General features: G+C 31.6%; 13 protein-coding genes. 5 read left to right on the forward strand and 8 right to left on the reverse strand.

Annotation, left to right across the window (positions count from 1 at the left end; all coding sequences use genetic code 11):
* Positions 1-107 precede the first annotated feature (107 nt).
* The gene (gene trpS / locus B4H69_RS14515; protein WP_180906271.1) at positions 108-1,079 is read right to left on the reverse strand and encodes a tryptophan--tRNA ligase; all 972 of its coding nucleotides are present in this window, start codon (positions 1,077-1,079) and stop codon (positions 108-110) included.
* A gap of 111 nt (positions 1,080-1,190) precedes the next feature.
* Positions 1,191-1,841: a hypothetical protein gene (locus tag B4H69_RS14520; protein WP_180906270.1), complete on the reverse strand. Its 651-nt coding sequence runs from the start codon at positions 1,839-1,841 to the stop codon at positions 1,191-1,193.
* A gap of 121 nt (positions 1,842-1,962) precedes the next feature.
* On the opposite strand from B4H69_RS14520, the gene B4H69_RS14525 reads away from it, so the two are divergent.
* From B4H69_RS14525 to B4H69_RS14535, 3 genes are all read left to right on the forward strand, one after another.
* The gene (locus B4H69_RS14525; RefSeq protein WP_180906269.1) at positions 1,963-2,907 is read left to right on the forward strand and encodes an energy transducer TonB; all 945 of its coding nucleotides are present in this window, start codon (positions 1,963-1,965) and stop codon (positions 2,905-2,907) included.
* A gap of 178 nt (positions 2,908-3,085) precedes the next feature.
* Positions 3,086-3,280, forward strand: coding sequence for a hypothetical protein (locus tag B4H69_RS14530; RefSeq protein ID WP_038333573.1), 195 nt, complete (start codon positions 3,086-3,088; stop codon positions 3,278-3,280).
* Positions 3,264-4,205: a PstS family phosphate ABC transporter substrate-binding protein gene (locus tag B4H69_RS14535; protein WP_180906268.1), complete on the forward strand. Its 942-nt coding sequence runs from the start codon at positions 3,264-3,266 to the stop codon at positions 4,203-4,205. The genes B4H69_RS14530 and B4H69_RS14535 overlap by 17 nt, the downstream gene beginning before the upstream one ends.
* Positions 4,206-4,265: 60 nt before the next feature.
* Here B4H69_RS14535 and B4H69_RS14540 read toward each other — a convergent pair whose 3' ends face one another.
* From B4H69_RS14540 to B4H69_RS14550, 3 genes are read right to left on the reverse strand one after another with little or no spacing between them, the layout of a single operon-like run.
* Positions 4,266-4,766, reverse strand: a complete 501-nt coding sequence (locus B4H69_RS14540) for a hypothetical protein (RefSeq protein ID WP_180906267.1) — start codon at positions 4,764-4,766, stop codon at positions 4,266-4,268.
* 11 nt (positions 4,767-4,777) lie between these two features.
* Positions 4,778-5,737 (reverse strand): PorP/SprF family type IX secretion system membrane protein, encoded by a 960-nt coding sequence (locus B4H69_RS14545; protein ID WP_180906266.1) that lies wholly within the window; start codon positions 5,735-5,737, stop codon positions 4,778-4,780.
* A 17-nt stretch (positions 5,738-5,754) separates the two neighbouring features.
* Positions 5,755-8,871, reverse strand: coding sequence for a T9SS type B sorting domain-containing protein (locus tag B4H69_RS14550; protein ID WP_180906265.1), 3,117 nt, complete (start codon positions 8,869-8,871; stop codon positions 5,755-5,757).
* Between the two features lie 116 nt (positions 8,872-8,987).
* On the opposite strand from B4H69_RS14550, the gene B4H69_RS14555 reads away from it, so the two are divergent.
* Complete coding sequence (locus B4H69_RS14555) at positions 8,988-10,574, forward strand: peptide chain release factor 3 (protein WP_038333563.1); 1,587 nt, start codon at positions 8,988-8,990, stop codon at positions 10,572-10,574.
* Positions 10,575-10,628: 54 nt separating this feature from the next.
* A complete protein-coding gene (locus B4H69_RS14560) occupies positions 10,629-11,456 on the forward strand; it encodes a DUF4197 domain-containing protein (protein WP_180906263.1) in 828 nt (275 codons plus the stop codon).
* Between the two features lie 56 nt (positions 11,457-11,512).
* Here the strand turns inward: B4H69_RS14560 and B4H69_RS14565 are convergent, their stop codons facing one another.
* The 3 genes from B4H69_RS14565 to B4H69_RS14575 form a co-directional block, all read right to left on the reverse strand.
* Positions 11,513-12,613 (reverse strand): serine hydrolase domain-containing protein, encoded by a 1,101-nt coding sequence (locus tag B4H69_RS14565; RefSeq protein ID WP_180906262.1) that lies wholly within the window; start codon positions 12,611-12,613, stop codon positions 11,513-11,515.
* A gap of 224 nt (positions 12,614-12,837) precedes the next feature.
* Positions 12,838-14,640: a hypothetical protein gene (locus B4H69_RS14570; protein WP_291094642.1), complete on the reverse strand. Its 1,803-nt coding sequence runs from the start codon at positions 14,638-14,640 to the stop codon at positions 12,838-12,840.
* A gap of 14 nt (positions 14,641-14,654) precedes the next feature.
* Positions 14,655-18,887: an alpha-2-macroglobulin family protein gene (locus B4H69_RS14575; protein WP_291094643.1), complete on the reverse strand. Its 4,233-nt coding sequence runs from the start codon at positions 18,885-18,887 to the stop codon at positions 14,655-14,657.
* Positions 18,888-18,955: the final 68 nt, after the last annotated feature.

An 18,955-nucleotide genomic window follows, 5' to 3' on the forward strand; every position in this document is an offset into this window, starting at 1 on the left:
TTATATTGCAAAGATACTTATTTAAAATGACTTCAAATAATGAACGATATAAATATTAACAATCGCTTAAGTTATATTATTTATCGCCAACTTACAATTTGATCAAATTACTTCAATCCCAATTTGTTTCGTGTACGTTTCAATACTTTTTGTGCAACATCTCTTGCCTTCAATGCTCCATTTTCTAAAAATGCATCTAAAGTCACTTTATCATTCATCAATTCATCAAATTTAGTACGCGCATCTGCATATTTTTCTAAAATCAATTCGTATAAAGCTTGTTTTGCATGACCATATCCGTAACCTCCATTCAAATAATTTTGACGCATTTCCTCTATTTGTTCTGGCGTTGCCAATAATTTGTACAAAGCAAAAACATTATCTGTATCTGGATTTTTAGGATCTTCTAACGGAGTAGAATCCGTTTCAATCGACATTACTTGTTTGCGCAATTGTTTTTCTGGTAAGAAAATATTGATAAAATTATTTCTTGATTTAGACATCTTATGACCATCAGAACCAGGAATCAACATAATATTTTCGTCGATTGCAGCTTGCGGTAAAACAAAAGTTTCTCCCATTTGATGATTGAATTTTTCGGCAACACTACGTGTAATTTCCAAATGTTGCAATTGATCTTTACCAACTGGTACAACTTCTGCATCATACAATAAAATATCAGCAGCCATCAAAATTGGATACGTAAATAATCCTGCATTTACATCTGCTAAATAATCTGCTTTATCCTTGAAAGAATGTGCTAAAGTAAGACGTTGAAATGGAAAGAAGTTCAATAAATACCATGTTAATTCTGTTGTTTCAGTCACATCAGATTGACGGTAAAAAACTACTTTCGAAGGATCTAAACCTAATGCCAGCCAAGTTGCAGCCACTTCGTACGTATTTTGTTTTAACACTGCTGCATCTTTAATTTGCGTTAAAGCGTGTAAATCAGCAATAAAAATGAAAGAGTCATTTCCTTCTTTCTCCGTTAATTCGATTGCGGGAGAAATTGCTCCTAAAATATTTCCTAAGTGCGGAGTTCCAGTAGCTTGAACTCCTGTAAGTATTCTTGGCATTTGTTTAAAAATTTAAGAAGCAAAGATAAACTTAATCAACGAAATGCACCAATTGTAACGAGAAGTTTATTTGAATTAATTGACAAGAATGACGAAAAACATATGGATCCACTAAAAAAGCTTCCCAATTCGTCGAAATGGCCAAGAGATTGTGCGACCTATTTTTTTGATGAAATCTGATTTTTTATAATAAACAACTTCGCCTATAAGAACATCTCCAGTTTCAGTTTTTATATTCTGACATATAGAAGGATTTGTAAAAGTAAACTCTTTAATTCCATAACTATCATATTCTAAAGTATAAGAATCTTGATTAATCGGAACTTTTATTTTAAACTCACCATTTTCATTTGTATATACAATATTTTTCGAATTTTTAAGATTCACAGGAACATCAGATTCTGGAAAACCATTACCATCATTAATAATCCCTTGTACAACAATCGAATCATTCTCAGTTTGTGCTTTTGTCATAGTTGAAAAGCTTAAAAATCCAACTAAAGAAGAAAGTTGTAACCATCTTTTAGATTGATTAGAAATAGATTTTGAAGCTTCGTATGAATTAAACTGTTCTAAATTTCTGGTTTTAATTTTTACACAAGCAGTAGGATTATCATTCAGAAAAGTTTTTAATTCTTTGAATGAATAATGATCCAAATCGTGAACACATTTAGAACAAACATCACAAAACTTTTGTTGCGAATCTGCATCCTTCATTTCGTTCCAATTCTGATTACATTTTTTATCAATTTGTAAGTGCATAAAAATCTACTTTTTAATAAAATTAAACTTTTTTCGAAAATTTTTCAAACCTCAACCAACCTTTTTGCAAAAAGATGAATCTATAAAGAAAAAGGATTCATTAACCTTAAATTATATTGATATGAGTAACAAAGCTTTTTTAGACATTCTTTTCGAAAATCGAAACAAAGAATACGGTGCTTATCAACTAAGACAAGTTGCAAGCCAAGATTTGATGAAATCTCTTTTTGTAGGGATTGGTATTGTTGCATTAATTACTGGCGGAACTATTTATGCAAATAATAGAACAATGAATAATGAAATAACAAAAAAAGGTGATGGTGTAATTGTTATTTTAGATGATGTAACTCCTCCTCCCGATAAAAAAGTTGAAGAAGTTGTTCCTCCAAAAGAAGATCCACCGATGGAAGAAAAAACAATTCAATTGAAAACAGATCAGGCGAAACATATTATTCCAACTCCAACAGAAAGTCCGAAAATTGAAGAAACTATAAAATCTGTTGACGAACTGAAAGGAAAAGATTTAGGCACTTTTGATAGAGATGGTGATAAATCGAATGGACAAGTTGGTGGAGGAAAAGAAAGTGACGAAGGAAATAAAGTAGGTAAACAAAATACAGACATTCCAGAAGGACCAAAAACACCAGCCCCTGTAAAACCTGATGTTGCAATTACAGCGAAAAATGCTGCGGTAATGGCAATTTATCCTGGTTGTGAAAGCGAAAGTAAAAAAGGAAATGCTGCATTGACAAAATGTATGAGTGATAAAATCTCGAAAGAGTTAGGTGGAGAATTAAGTGATTTTGCCGAAACTGCTTCTCGAAATAATATTGGTTCAGCCGTTGCTAAAATGCAATTTATTGTAAACAAAAATGGAGAAATTTCACAAGTAAAACCGTTAAGCGGAAGTAATCAAGATTTAGGGAAAGAAGCTAAATCTGCGTTGGAGCGTATCAATAAACAAATTCTAAGAAAAGGTAAAAAAATAACGCCTGCAAAATTAGAAGATGGTTCTGATGCAAATTTAATTTTCTCAATTCCGGTTAGATTTCAAACAAACGAATAATTAATAATACTTTTCTTTCTGAAACCATTGCATTCATTTTTTTTGAGTGTGATGGTTTCTATTGTTTAAGAAATTGAATATCTATTCAGAAAAAGTTCCTTTAAATGCATATTTGTCGTATAAAATTTAAGTTTTAAGTCAATCTTAACACAATAAAATTGTAACTTCGTCGCGAATTATGAATAAGAATATTGTTTACGGATTGATTGGTTTCGGTTATTTTTTGATTGGAATTTTTACTTGGAAATATCAGTTTTTCATCATCAAATTAGATGAAACAAAAGCCATGTTATTAGGTATTTTATTTATTGTTTATGGCGCTTTTCGTGTTTATCGCGGAATAAAATCTTATAAAAATGATCAAGAAAATTAGTTTACTTTCACTTTCTGCCTTTTTTATTTTTTCTACTTTTAGTTGTAAAGACAAGGAAAAACCAACAAAAGCAGAACAAAAAACTGCTGTAAAGCGCGCTTTGCACGAATATGGAGATTTGGCAATGACGGTAGATCCAAGTTTTAAGAATTTGGCGCAATCGTTGGCAGATATGTACATGGTTGATTATCCGGATGTGAAAATTACGATTAACGAAGAGATTGAAGAAAAAGCAATCAAAGATTTTTACGAGGGTAAAATTCCTGTTTTGATGGTAAGTAAACCGCTTACAAAAGCACAACAACAACATTTATTCGACAAAACAACAACCAAATATATTTCGTCTGTAATTGCTTTGGATGCCACAGTTTTTATTACTTCTATTGATAATCCAATCAATTCTATTACGGTAAATGATATTAAGGATAATTTGTACAAAAAAGATCCGAAAATAACGTTTGTTTACGATCATCCAAACTCAGCGAATTTCAACACAATAAATGATAAACTAAAATTATCTGTAGAAAATGGCGCAAAAGTAACAGCGATGGGTGATGCTGAGAAAGTGATTGATTTTGTGCAAAAAGATAAAACTGCAATCGGAATTATTGGATTGAATATTTTGAGTGACAAAGGAAATCCAAAAGTTGAAGAATATCTTAAAAAGGTAAAAGTATTATCAATTGCTGATGATAAAGGAAATTTGGTGTTGCCAACTATCCCGAATTTGAAATATGGTGTTTATCCTTTTTATCGTCAAATTTATATTTTGAAAAATGAAGTTGGTTTCGGAATTGGAGCTGGTTTTACGAGGTTTGCAGGTTCGCAACGTGGTCAAAAAATTGTAACGCGCGAAAGTCTTCAACCTTATTATATTTATAAACGTGAAGTTCAGATTAACAATTTAGAACAACCTTTACAATAGAACAAAAAACCTTCCGAAATGGAAGGCTTTTTGTTTTATTATGAATAAGTATTAAAATATTTAATTCACTAATAATTTTAATTTTTTATTAAGTTTTTCTACTTCAGATACATTATTAATGCTCTTATAATATTCTATTAAAGTTTCAGTGCATATAATTACATTTTGATCTGAACATTTATTTAATCTTTCAAGAACTATTTTTTTATTTTCTACATCCAAATCTTTTATAGCTGTATAATTATTCGTGAGCATCTCTTTTCTAAGAATAGATCTTGCAATAAAATAATTTGCTCTATTATAATTATATTGGTCAGCCATAATAAAAGAATATTTTAATATTTTATAAGATAGTGAATCTTCTGGAGTTTCATAAACCATCATTAAACTCTTAAAAGAATTTATATCTCCTTTTTCTAAAATATTTTTTTGCAATTGTAATGTATCTGTTTGTAATTGTATTGCTTCTATAACAGAATTATATTCCATCTGTTTATTTTCATTTTTAGAACAAGAAAAAAATCCAACAATGAAAAAGACTAAAAGTAAAATTTTATTCATTATTCATAATATTAATCAAATCTTGCTCCCCAAGGATTTTGTAAATCGAACCCTAAACTAAATAACATTCCGTTCTTGCGACCATCAACTTGATAATCTGACAAGCCAATATCGTAAGAAATTCCAGCTTTTAAAGAACCAACTTTAAACTTTAGAATTGGAGAAACAAACAACGGATTGCTATTTTTAGAATCCATTCCTTGCTTGTACCCTACTCCAATGTCTACACCTTGATTATTGTCTCCAAAACCAATATGCGACATCAAATTGATATCCAAATGACGCTCCGAATTTGAGTTCAAATTATACACCAAAGAAGGTTCTAACGCAATTCCTTCGGAAACGTTCCATTTATATCCAACATTGAAATAATACCACGTTGGCAAAGGTTCTACATTGTTAATATAATACACATTTTGGCTCAATGGAATATCCAAAACCGACACTCCCGCAGAGAAACCAGCATATTTGAAAGACAATCCCAAATTCGCAAAATAAGTAGAATATTTATCTTCTTGTAAAGCAGGATCATTTGGATCTTCCGCAATAATTTTTGAATAATCAAAACGTTGCGAAACATTAGAAGCTCCAACTCCAAACGAAAAAACATTGACTTCGTTTCCATCATAACTTCTATCATCAATAGGAATGTGATAAGCCGCATTAATTCCGAAACCAGTCATCTTAACAGCACCATTTCTATCGTTGAAAAATTGCATTCCCACTGCCAAACGATCTACAATAATTCCGTGCGCACTTACCGTTTGTGTACTTGGACTTTCGGGCAAATCGTCCCACTGATTGCGATGCGTTCCTGTTATAGAAATCACATTCGGATCCTGCCCTGCGTACGAAGGATTAATCAACATTTTATCGCTTACCAAATAGTGATTGTAAAAAGGTAACCCTTGTTGTGCTTCTACTTTCGAAAGTGAAAATAGTGTTAATATGAATAGTGTAATTTTTTTCATAAATATTTTTCAATCAATTAATTGATTTTTCTTTTAACTAATATACTACCAGAATATAAAACTTGCAAATCGTCTGATTGCTTCGAGAACTCTAACAAATACCAATACGTTCCATCTGCAACAGGTTTGCCATTCAGCGTTCCGTCCCATTTTATAATATCTGTTCCTTCTTGTGACAATATCTGTTTTCCGTAACGGTCAAAAATAATCAATTTGTACGAATTTGATGTATCAGTAACTTTACCATCTTTTGTCATTGGTTGCCAAATATCATTAAAACCATCATTATTTGGCGTTACAACATTTGGCAAAGCAAGGTAAATAACATTTTTACGCTCCGAAACTCCGCAATTATTCAATCTTACTCTTACTGTAAAATTATTATTTTTGATATTATCTGGAATAATTAATTCATTCTTTGTTTGCCAATCTACGATTACATTTCCTACAGAATCAAACAACGCATATTCTAACTTTCCATTTCCTTTTGCAGAAACAATAACGCTCTTTTCATTGATAGTAATTTTATTGATAATTGGCGTTTCTGAGTTTGTCAATTTTAAAGTGAACACTTTCGGACAACCCGAATCTTTATTACTAATTGTGATCGTATAATCTCCAACTCCTAATTCATATTGATAAGTTGAAACTTTGATAGCATCTTCTCCAACAACCGAAAAATCATATTGAGTAACGTCCAATCCTTTCTCTTTTGCTAATTGTTCAAAATCTAACTCATATTTTGTAGCAGAACAGATTTCAGCAGAAGCTGGAATAGCAAAGTCTGGTAAAGCATTTTTTTGATAATAGAATTTTATTTTTTCTGTTCCACAATAATTTGGATCTTCAAAAACAATCTCAACAAACCCATTATTAGAATTGAACATCGTATAAATTTCGTCAACCGTAGATTTCGCAACTAAAATTGGATATTTTGATTTGATGTAATCTAAAATATCTTCTATTTGTTTTTTTGCATTTACATCATCTTCTTCACAATAAATAATAGGATGATCTTTTATATACGTTTCTAAAATAGCTATATCAATAATTAAATCTTGTTTTTTATTGATAATAATTTCTTTTTCTATAAAACACGAATTGTCTAATTTATTTTTGAAAAGAACTTTTACACTGGCTTTTCCACTTGCATCGAAAGTTAATGGTGTTGAATTATTATGCAAAATTTCATAATGATAATCAACAATAGAATTTGACCCAAATAAATTGATCAAAACTTGTGCATCGATTGTAATTTTATCATCACAATCAGCTTTTAATTCATGCAAGGCGTTGTTTACATTAGGTTTTGTAATGACTTGTAATTTCAATATCATTTCCTCTGACCAACAACCTTCTCCATTTATTTTCACTTGAAAAGTGATTGTCTTTGATTGATTATCTGTAAGAAATTCATCTGAAATTCCATTAAATGTAATATCTGTTCTGCCAAATTTCGATTTTAAATAAGCTTCGATTTCAGAAATTGTAAAAGTATGTCCTAAGCCAACTTCTGAACAAGAAGAATTTAAAGTCGGAATATTACTTACAGTTTGAAATGTCGATTCATCTAATTTAAATGTTAACTCAACATCTGTATCACAAATTGTATTTCCATTATCAACAGCCAATGCTTTTACAATGATTTTTCCTATTTTATTTGTTTTGATGTAATTAAATAATTCTGATTCTAAAATTTCTGTTCCATCTTGTTTATAAAATCTCAGATTATATATTTTCCCTAGATTGATTATAAGAATGGCTTTATCCAAATCTGTTTGATTAAAATCTGCTAAACAAATTCTATTAATTGAAGCATCTACAATCTTTGCAGGAGAAGTTTTAGTAACTACAAAATCAACCTCATCACTTTCGCAACCTCCTCCTGTTCTTGATTTTATTTTAATTTTATACGTTAAAGTTGTCGTAATTACAGTTGATTGTCCATCAGAAATAGGTAAACCGCCTAAGGTTACAATTACGTCAAAAGCATTTTTATCTTTTCCTAACTTAGAATAAATTCGATCAAAATTTATTTTATAAGAAGAATCACAAGTTGCATCAGAAATATCATCAGTCAAAATTGGTTTTCCCTGAACTAAAGGAATTGAAACTTCATTAGAATCGATTGGACAACCGCCTCCGTAATGAACTTTTATTTTCATCGAAGTGTTTAGACCAACTGCTAAATTTACATTTTGACCTGGTGTATAATTTGTTCCATCGATAACTATTGAAGAGATTGAATAATCTGTATTTACTACAATAAAAAGCTTCTTCAATAAATCTGCTTCACTTGGAATAGTGTAGCTTATTGTACACGCATATTCAGTTTCAATATTAGTTTTAAAATTAAATTGATGTTCCGGAATAAAAGTAATCGGAATTGTATAAATAAACTTTAGATTTCCAGAAGAATCTCTTACTTGCGCATATAGTGTAGTATCTGAACTTATACTAGTCCCTATCGGGATCTCTGTACTAAATGTATTATCTGTAAATAATTTTATATCATTAAAACCAGAATCACTTTGTATAGCATTATAAATTTGACTTGCTGAATAAGATAGACCAAAACATAAATTATTAAAGTTTGTAATCGTTCTCTCTTCAGCTACATTTACTTTTATATCAAAAGGTTCTGTATCACTTCCTCCATAAACAGCTATTACAACAATCTCACCTCTTTTCAAAAGTTCTGATCCTTCAAATGCTTTAGCATAACCATTAGCTCCCGAAAACGTTTCACACAAATCAGGGTCACCTTCTTTCATTCCTTTTAATAACGACGCTCCTTGAACTGACCTATCTGCATTTATTGTTCCTCCATTATAAAAAATTGTTTCAGGTAATTTACCTTTTTGTATTTTCCAAACTAAAAATCTAAAATCTGGTTTTTTCGCTGTTAAATCAAATGCAAAAACCATATCAAAATTAGCTTCAAAAGAATAGAATTTATAAATTTTCCCAGAATTAAACCCACACTGTGAAGTAGTTGATGTAAATTCAGTTAAATGAGTTTCTAGTTTTTCTCCTGTAAAAGTAAAACCTCCAGTCAATGGATGAATTGTCGGATATTGCCCCCAAACAACCCAACTAATCATCAACAGTAAAAAGTAAAAAATCTTTTTCATACGTCTTTCGTCATATATTTTAGAATAACGCAATTTACTTTAGAATATTCTATCAACCATAATGTTTCTAATTTTACTGAGATAAACTATCTTTGCAACCTGAAAATTTGATTAAGATGTCTTTAGAACAAGAAATAAATAAAAGAAAAACCTTTGGAATCATCGCCCATCCCGATGCTGGTAAAACAACTTTAACAGAGAAGTTATTACTTTTTGGAGGTGCAATTCAAGAAGCTGGAGCTGTAAAAAGTAACAAAATTAAAAAAGGTGCAACGTCCGATTTCATGGAAATTGAGCGTCAACGTGGGATTTCTGTTGCAACTTCTGTTTTGGCTTTCGAGTACAAAGGAAAAAAAATCAATATCTTAGATACTCCTGGTCACAAGGATTTCGCCGAAGACACTTTCCGTACGCTAACTGCTGTAGATTCTGCGATTGTGGTAATCGACGTTGCAAAAGGGGTTGAGGAACAAACAATCAAATTGGTAGAAGTTTGTCGTATGCGCAAAATTCCGATGTTGGTTTTCATTAACAAAATGGACCGAGAAGGAAAGGATGCTTTCGATTTAATGGACGAAGTTGAACAAAAATTAGACTTACAGGTTACGCCTCTTTCTTGGCCAATTGGTATTGGTGCAACTTTCAAAGGAATTTATAATATTTGGGAGAAAAACATCAATATTTTTTCTGGAGATAATAAACAAAAAATTTCTGAAACAACGAAAGTTGAAGATTTATCAAGTCCAGATTTAGACACATTAATTGGAACAACTTATGCAGAAAATCTTCGTAATGAGATTGATTTGATTGATGGAGTTTATCCAGAATTTGATATGCAAGAATATATGGACGGAAATTTACAACCTGTATTTTTTGGTTCTGCTCTTAATAATTTTGGTGTTCGCGAGTTGTTAGACGCATTCGTTGATATCGCTCCAACGCCTCAATCTAAAGAAACAGATTTGAGAATTGTTGAACCTTATGAAAATAAATTTTCTGGCTTCGTGTTCAAAATTCACGCAAATATGGATCCAAAACACCGTGACCGTTTAGCGTTTATCAAAATCGTTTCTGGGAAATTTGAACGTAATACCAACTATTTCCATGTTCGTCAAGGTAAAAATATGAAATTCGCTGCGCCAAATGCTTTCTTTGCTGATAAAAAAGAAGTGGTTGACGAATCTTTTGCAGGTGATATTGTAGGTTTACACGATACAGGAAACTTTAGAATTGGTGATACATTGACGGAAGGTGAAAAATTCTCTTTCAAAGGAATTCCAGCTTTCTCGCCAGAACATTTCCGTTACATCAACAATGCTGATCCAATGAAAGCAAAACAATTGGAAAAAGGAATTGATCAATTAATGGACGAAGGTGTTGCGCAGTTATTTACATTAGAAATGAACAATCGTAAAGTTATCGGAACGGTTGGTGCACTACAATACGAAGTTATTCAATATCGTTTGGAGCACGAATATGGTGCAAAAGCGACTTACGAACCTTTCTCTGTTCACAAAGCGTGTTGGGTAGAAGTTGAAGATGAAAAATCAGAAGAATTCTTAGAATTCAAACGTGTTAAACAACGTTATTTAGCAAGAGATAAATTCAATCAATTGGTATTTTTAGCAGATTCTGCTTTTACAATTCAAATGACACAAGACAAATTTCCATCAGTGAAATTGCATTTTGTAAGTGAGTTTTAAATTTTGGTCAGATAATTGAATTAAGGACTAAAATATTTTTTAGAAAAAATCTAAATGAAAAAGATCATATTAAGTTTAACATTAATTTCAGCATTTGCAGTAAATGCAAAAGCACAAGATTTACAATCAATTTTTGGAACGTTAAAAAAAGAAATCGAAAAAGTAAATACTCAACCGACAACGCAAAATAATTCAACTGTAAAAGTTGTAAATAGTTCAACTGAATCTAAAACAATTTCTGCTGAATCCTTAACAAAGTTAAATGGTTTATCTAACGCAACTGTTGCCTCTGGATTGAAAGAAGCTTTGTCATTAGGATTAACGGACGGAATAAAATCATTGGGTCAAAAGAATGGTTTTTACAATAATTCAGTTGCGAAAATCTTGATGCCAGAAGAGTTACAAAATGTAGAAAAAACTTTGCGTTCTTTGGGAATGGGAAGTTTGGCGGATAAAGGAATCAAATTATTGAATTCTGCTGCTGAAGATGCTGTTTCTGAAGCTGCTCCTATTTTCGTAAATGCTGTAACATCAATGACAATTACAGATGCGAAAGATATTCTAGTAGGAGGAAATAATTCAGCTACAAATTATTTAAAACTAAAAACAACATCTGATTTAACAAAGGCTTTTCAACCAAAAGTGGAAGCTTCTTTGGGAAAAGTTGGTGCGGATAAAGTTTGGAATAATTTGATTACAAAATACAATACGTTAACTGGAAACCAAATTGATCCAAATCTGAATGCATATGTAACACAACAAACAATAAATGGTGTGTTTAACATGGTTGCAGAAAAAGAAGAAGGAATTCGTGGAAATAAAGCGTTGCGTACAACATCATTGTTACAGCAGGTTTTTGGAGCACAAGACAGTAAAAAGTAAGATACTTCTATTTAATAAAAAAAAGACTCGCTACAAATTGTAGCGAGTCTTTTTGGTTAACTCTTCTTCAACAACAACTTCTGAAATTCTTTTCCAATAAGAGGATTAATAATATGTTGAAAGCCTTTTTGTAAAGTAAAAACTGTAATTGTTGCATTAGTTTCTGGTGAATAAATCACATCTGTTCCCCACCAACCACCATGATAATAGGCGTTAAAACCTAGATCAAAGTGATAAATTCCTAAACAATATTTAGATTGATCCGAAGGCAAAACATACGTCGACATCGAATCTAAAATTTGTTTATTCTGAATAATTTTTCCTTCAAACAAATACTGAAAAAATAAAGCCGATTCTTTGGCTGTAGAAGCTATCCCACCACCTCCGTACAAATCCCAAGATGGATTCAAATCATACGAATCCCAATTATATTTATCTGCGTATTGATGAGCAAGCGGAAGCGTTTCTTGTGGATATTTCTCCAAATCGATAAACCACGTTTGTGTCAAACCTAATTCTTTATACTTTAACAAATCTCGAATTGCTTTATAAAAAGGTTGATGTGTTTTTTGCTCAATAATTTCTGCTAAAAGCAAATAATTGATATCTCCATAACTAAACTTTTCTCCAACTTTTTGTGGAGCGCCAATTTCCATGGCTCGCTTTATCTGTTGTTCCTTTGTCCATTTATATTGCGGACGCTGATTGACTAATTCAAAATACGCATCATCGACATAATCCTGTATTCCAGAAGTGTGTGACAACAAATGTTTGACTGTAATCGTATTCAAATCATAACCATCTTTTTCGAGCAATTTAAGAGTCTTCTTAGACAACAAATTCTTGATTGGTTGATCGATTGTGACTTGACCTTTTTCTACTAATCTCAAAATTGCAACAGCCACATAAGGTTTGGTATTACTTGCGATTAAAACCGGTTGTTGATGATTTAAAACTTTATTCGTTTTAATATCCGAAACTCCTTTTGCATAACTCCACGAAATATTTTGTTTTGGCGCTTCAACATGAACAATAATTCCTACAGCGTCTTTATTTTTCTCATAAATCGAATCTATTTTAGATTGAAAAATGGTTTGCAATTGCGCAACTCCGATAAAAGGAATGAGTACAATATTGAATAGAAGTGTTTTCTTCATTTCATGTTATTTGATTTTAAAGATAAATAAAAACGTGATACGCTGAACGCTTTAAGCGATACGTTTTGCGAAATTCGCATAATTCATTATTATACGCTGAACACTTTAAGCTTTATGCAATATGATCCTTTATTCTTTGCGGTTAAACGATAAACCTCTCATAACTCAAAAAAAAAGAGCTAAGATTACTCTCAGCTCTTTTTAGATTTATTAATTTGAATTGATTATTTAATCTCAACACGAATTCCTTCGCTTTGCGCACTCAATTCTGGTGCATACATATTCTGCATCGATGTAATTCCGTTTGAGAAATTACCTGCATTATTCGCTTTCAAATCATATTCGAAAACGTAAGTTCCTTTTCTCATATAATCCGAAAAGAAATTGGTTGCTGCATCGCGCGTGCTTTCGTAATAACCAAATTCTCCTTTCCATTTGTAACCAGAAAGCACATTCACAGGCTCGAAACCACTTGCTCGCATATCTTTGATGTGTACAAATTGCATGTTACGATCAACCGAAATCTCTAAACGAACAGTTACAATATCACCAACTTTTATTGGCGTTGACGTTGTAATTTCTTTCAGAATTGGACCATTTGCAGAATTCGATTTAACAAATAATTTCTTGTTGAACTTGATTCCAGTTTCAGCAGATTTTATTTTATCCAAATCTTCAAAATATTGCCAATACATTGCACCCCAAGCAACACCTGGAGAAGTTTTTGAAACCTCAACTTTGCCCATATCTGGTTTAATTTCTTCCTTGTTCCAAGAAGTTTTTACATAACCCGAACCAGCTTGCGAATTTTTATCTAAATCAAATTTTTGATTTCCAATCTTCACTTCGATTCCTTTATCAGCATCTATCCAAGATTTCCCAAAATTCATTAAAGCATAAACCGCTTTTGTCGTTGCTTTTGTCGAATTCCATTGATTTGTTTGACGATTTTTCAATAACCAAACTTTCATTTCTTCTACTGACTTTTCGTCTTTTGTCACTTCATCAAACGCTTCAATTAACAACGATTGTGTTTCTACAGGCGCTTGATACCAAAACCAACCAGGTTGATTTTCTTTCCAATACATTCCCATTTCATCCGATTCTACTGCTTTTTCTTTGATTGAATTCACAACAATTTTAGCAGCAGATTGCATCTGGAAACGATTCATCACAATTGCAGCCATCACTTTTTGTTGCAACGATAAATCAAGTTTTGTATCATTCAAATTCTTTAACATCGCCGTTTTCATTTCTTCTAACTCTTTCGTCATTGGATAATCTTCTAAGAAGAAAGAACGCGCATATAAATAATGTAAACCGTCTGAATACGTAACATCTTTGAATGATTTTTGATCTTTTTTGAACTCTTTGAAACGTTTCAAATTCTCATCATCAATAAACTGAATTGCTTTTCTGATTAATGGATTCACATCTATTTCAAACGCTTTGAAATTCACATCCATTTTCTTCATATTTCCGAAACCAGAAACAATATGCGTTGTGATATATTCGTTTGGACGACCACCGTCAAACCAAGCAAAGCCACCATTTGATTGTTGTTTATCCGATAATTTTTGGAAAGCCGATTTCATTTCCGTTTGCATTTGATTCAATTGGAATAAAACCGCAATTAGTTTCATTTGCTCTTCTTCGCTTTCCGCATTTTTTACCCAAGGCGTTTCTTCTAAAATGATGTTTTTTAAGTCTTGGTTCAATTGTAATTTCGATTTCAATTCACCTTTTTTGTTCCAATCATCAAAAACAGCTTTAATTTTTGGATTCGAATTAATCACTTTCTCCGAAATCATATTTCCATATAAACGCGAGAACACTTGCTCAGCACATTCGTAAGGATATTCGCGCAAATAAGGCAACGAGAAAATCGCATACCAAATTGGATTCGTTGTCATCTCGAACGTTAATTTGAAATTATCCAAAGAAGTCGATTTATTGTTGATCATATTCTCAAATTGGAACGATTTCTTTTGACCTTCTTTTACATAAATCGGCAATGTTTCTGTCATCATCATACGATTTGTCANNGTAAAGCCGATTCCTCTCCATCAGAAAAATCTCCAGCCGAAGCCACCACACGATAAACAACCGCTTGTACGTTTTTCGGAACATCAATTGTCCACGTTACTTGATCCGAACTTCCTTTTGCAACAGAGAAATTCTGAACTGCATTTGTCAACTTAAATTGCGCATCAATTGGTTGATTAGTAAACGCATCAAACAACATCAATTTCGCTGAACCATTTAATACCTTATCTGATAAATTATTAATCTTAGACGAAACCGAAATTTGATCACCTTCGCGTAAAAAACGTGGCATATTTGGCACAACCATCAAGTCTTTTTGCGTACGAACATTTTGTTCTAAATAACCTGTTTTAAGGTCTGGTGTATGCGCAATTGCCATGAATTTCCATTCCGTTAAACTTTCTGGCGTTGTAAATTCTATAATTACATTTCCTTTTGCATCCGTTTTTAAGCTTGGATAAAAGAAAGCTGTTTCATTTAGATTTGTGCGCGCTTTTACGTTATCTAAAGCTGCGTTTGCTCCTTTTTTAGTTGTAATTACCACTACTCCATTTGCTCCTCTTGCTCCATATAATGCAGTCGCCTCTTCTCCTTTCAATACATTAATTGATTGAATATCATCTGAATTAAGTTCTGGCATTTTATCATACACAACTCCATCTACTACATAAAGTGCATTTTCATTTCCTTGTAATGATGAGGCTCCACGAATAAAATTATCAGAATTTGTAACTACACCAGCTACTTTACCTTTCAATGCTACATCAACTCCTTCTAAATCAGCCTCAGCAGCAGGCATTTTTAAATATTCTTCATATTCTTTCTTTGCTAATGCTGCAACAGATTTTCTCATCATACGATTCATACGATATTGGTCAAATCCAAAATCAAATAAATTAAGATCTAATCCTGCATATCCTCTTGCATAAAAATCATAATTTGTACGATAATAAATTGCTCGAGAAGGATTTGTTGAATAAAATTGATACAAATTAAATGGATTATTTCTTCTTGAATTCGTAAAATTATAGACATTAAAATCTAACGAATTCGACGCAAATTGATCCAACGAAGCATCGTACATACTTGCTAAAACCTCAGCCGAAACTTTATCTTTATTTGGCCCTTCAATTTTTAGTTGCCATTTTTCTTTTGCGCCTGGCGTCAATTTATCACGTAAAACTTCAGCCGTAACTTTTAGTTCTTTATTCGTAAATGGAATTGCCAAATTAAGACTTCCGGTTTGCACATCATTGAATTTCGTCATCGCATAATTCACATAAATTCCACCACGATATTCTTCTTTGATAGGAATTTCAACGATTGATTTTTTGCTCAAATCCAAGAAACCTTTCTCAATAATTGTTTGATTCGCCTCTACTTCATAATACACAAATATATTTTTAGAACCCGATTTGAATTCAATTTTTGCAACATCTTTTGGCTGATAAGTTGATTGATTTGGCGAAACTGCTAAAAGTGTTTTAATTACATTTGCTTTCTTTTCATTCGAAACATAAACCAATTTATCCACCTCAACTTTTTGCGTTCCATCTAACACAAAACCTTTAATGACATAATAACCTTCTTCTAAATTTGACGCTTGATTGAATTTTATTTCATCAGAAACTTTTGTATCAAAATCACTTTCGAAAACCTTTTGATTAGTTGTCCATGTTTTTGGATTCATTTCATCGCCATAAGGCTCATTCGGAAACAATTTTTTGAATTCTTCTTTCGAATAAAAGTTATAATCTGTTGTGAATTTTTGACGACGAACAACTTCTTTTGGTGCATTTAACGAATAAATTTCAAGATGACCTTTTCCATCTAATTTTTCATCATTCAAGTTTTTCACTTCAACTTTGAAAGCTTTCAAATCGTCCGCTTTTATTTTCTCTGAAACAGCCACATTCAACGACATTCTCGTATCACCAACTTTTACCGAAGAAGACTCAGACTGCGTTTCTCCATTGATATCTGTTGCATTTACTTCGATAAAATAATTGTACGTTCTTACCTCATCTTTCTTTTTCTCCGAAGCTGGTTTTGCGACAAACTCAAAATTAAATTTTCCTTCTGCATCAGTCGTTGTATCACCAAACGTAATTTCTTCTCGCTCTCCACGACCTGCTGGAATTGAACGATACCAAGGCCAAAACGTAAAAATTTCTTGACGATAAACACGATACGAAACTTTTGCATTATCTATATTAGCACCAGAAAAAGCAATCGCCTTTCCTTCTACTTTTACGTTATCATTTAAACTATAAACACCTTTATTTTTCTCTATTTCAACTTTGAATTTTGGACGTTTATATTCTTCCACTTTGAATGAATAATAACCATCTTCGTTAATAGCTCTAATCGAAAAATTCCCTGTTAAAGCAGAACTTGGCAACACAAAACTTCCATTTACAGATCCAAACTCGTTTGTTGTTAAATCAATTTTAGAAAGTTCTTTGTCATTGACATCAAACAAAGCAATCGTCAATTTAGAATTTGGAATGACGTTTCGGGTTTTATCTTTCGATGAATAATAAATTCCTTTGAAATAAACCGTTTGTCCAGGACGATAAATCGCACGATCTGTGAAAATCTTGACAGAAGAATCATCATCTTCATCATAACGATCGTAATCGTAGTAATACGTTGAATAAATAGTATGTTCGTCTTTTACACGATATTGAAAGTTTCTCCAAGTCGCAGGAAAAGTGATTATTCCATCTTTATTCGAAGTTAAAATTTTAAATTCCTTTTTATTATAATCTGACAAATTAGAAAACTCAACCGCAACATTACTTTCTGGTTTTCCAGTTTCACGATTCACAACCGAAACCTTTTCATTCAGCGAGTTTATCGCATATTTCGAAACCATTATATCCAAATAATCGATATCGTCTTTTGTGTTGATTTTGAATTCAGAATTATTCGAAAAAAGGACAATATAACGACCAGATTTTAGTGGATTTAATTTGACTATTGTTGAATGATTTTGATAATCTTCAAACGATTTGACATCAATTGTATATTGATCAACAACTTTTAAACTATTCAGAAATTTTTGCGCTTCTGAAATTCGATTTTCGTTGTAAACGTTTAACGCTTGTATTTTCTGTTTTCCATCAAAACCTTCATTATAAGCGAAAACTTTTACAAAAACTTGCGATAAGTTTTTATGCGTTAATTGAATTGGAGTATTCTGATTTTCGTTGATATATTTCTCGGCTTGCACACTTAATTCTTGCGATTTGATCTTCGAAACTAAATTATTTATATTCTCTAATTCCTCCGAATTTGGATAAAGCTTCGCAACTTTTTGTTGTATCTCAAAAATCTTATTTACGTTAGCCAATTTATCTTCTTGCAAACCATAATAATCTGTTGCTAAAGTTGCGTACACATAAGATGAATACCACGCTTTTGGATATTTTGTTGCTAAAGATTCTTTTTGTTTAATAATTTCTTGAATCGAAGTTGAACCATGTTTTGAATCAATTAAAACCAATTCATTGTACAAAACAGCATTTTCGTTATTTTTTTGTGTATTCAATTGAACTAAATCAGTAAGCAATTGATTTGCTTTATCTTTTTCATTATTCTGATTCAGATAATTGATATATTTTTTCGCTAAAACATCATACAAAGTTGGCGTTAAATCCAATTGTTGTTGCGCATTTTTCTTATCCTCAGCAAGATTCAAAATCATTTTATAATCTTGAGATTTTGCATTGATTAATTCATTTTTTGGTTGAATTGATTTAGAAAAATAATCGTTAATCGTTTTATTGAATGTTTCTTCTGTCCAAAATCTCACATCATTTGTTGCTTGATTTTCGACATTTGTACGACTATTGATTTTCCAACGATTTTCGTTGTAATACAATTGATATAACTCGGCTAAATATGAATAAACAATCGCATTATTGACAGTTGGTTTTTCATCTAAATCCTTTTTAAACAAATCAAAAACGAAGTTTACATCATCTGTTTCATCAGAAGTTGCGACTTTTATTTTTGCTTCATAAAATAAAGCTTTCAGATAACTTTGTTGATTATTTTGCTTTTTTGATAAAGCTTTTAGTTCATCAATTTTTGGTTGGATAGACTTGAATTGACCATTTTGCATTTGTTGGTCAATTTCTTTCCACTTTTGATCAATCGTTGGGGATTGAGCCATAAGCATCGAATTGGTTAAAATTAATAATAAAAACAGTAGCTGTTTCATAGATTCTTTCTTTTATCAGTAGATGCAAGTTACGGAAAAATGGTTGGTTGAGGAAGTAAAAAAATTAT

It is taken from the genome of Empedobacter sp. UBA6745 (genome assembly GCF_002453775.1).
GTDB lineage: Bacteria > Bacteroidota > Bacteroidia > Flavobacteriales > Weeksellaceae > Empedobacter > Empedobacter falsenii_C.

Excerpts from the sequence above, each read along its gene's own strand:
- B4H69_RS14530 (WP_038333573.1), top strand. The coding sequence starts at position 3,086 with ATGAATAAGAATATTGTTTACGGATTGATTGGTTTCGGTTATTTTTTG.
- B4H69_RS14550 (WP_180906265.1), bottom strand. The coding sequence starts at position 8,871 with ATGAAAAAGATTTTTTACTTTTTACTGTTGATGATTAGTTGGGTTGTT.
- B4H69_RS14545 (WP_180906266.1), bottom strand. The coding sequence starts at position 5,737 with ATGAAAAAAATTACACTATTCATATTAACACTATTTTCACTTTCGAAA.
- B4H69_RS14540 (WP_180906267.1), bottom strand. The coding sequence starts at position 4,766 with ATGAATAAAATTTTACTTTTAGTCTTTTTCATTGTTGGATTTTTTTCT.
- B4H69_RS14560 (WP_180906263.1), top strand. The coding sequence starts at position 10,629 with ATGAAAAAGATCATATTAAGTTTAACATTAATTTCAGCATTTGCAGTA.
- B4H69_RS14535 (WP_180906268.1), top strand. The coding sequence starts at position 3,264 with ATGATCAAGAAAATTAGTTTACTTTCACTTTCTGCCTTTTTTATTTTT.
- B4H69_RS14565 (WP_180906262.1), bottom strand. The coding sequence starts at position 12,613 with ATGAAGAAAACACTTCTATTCAATATTGTACTCATTCCTTTTATCGGA.
- B4H69_RS14525 (WP_180906269.1), top strand. The coding sequence starts at position 1,963 with ATGAGTAACAAAGCTTTTTTAGACATTCTTTTCGAAAATCGAAACAAA.
- B4H69_RS14570 (WP_291094642.1), bottom strand. The coding sequence starts at position 14,640 with ATGACAGAAACATTGCCGATTTATGTAAAAGAAGGTCAAAAGAAATCG.
- trpS (WP_180906271.1), bottom strand. The coding sequence starts at position 1,079 with ATGCCAAGAATACTTACAGGAGTTCAAGCTACTGGAACTCCGCACTTA.
- B4H69_RS14520 (WP_180906270.1), bottom strand. The coding sequence starts at position 1,841 with ATGCACTTACAAATTGATAAAAAATGTAATCAGAATTGGAACGAAATG.
- B4H69_RS14555 (WP_038333563.1), top strand. The coding sequence starts at position 8,988 with ATGTCTTTAGAACAAGAAATAAATAAAAGAAAAACCTTTGGAATCATC.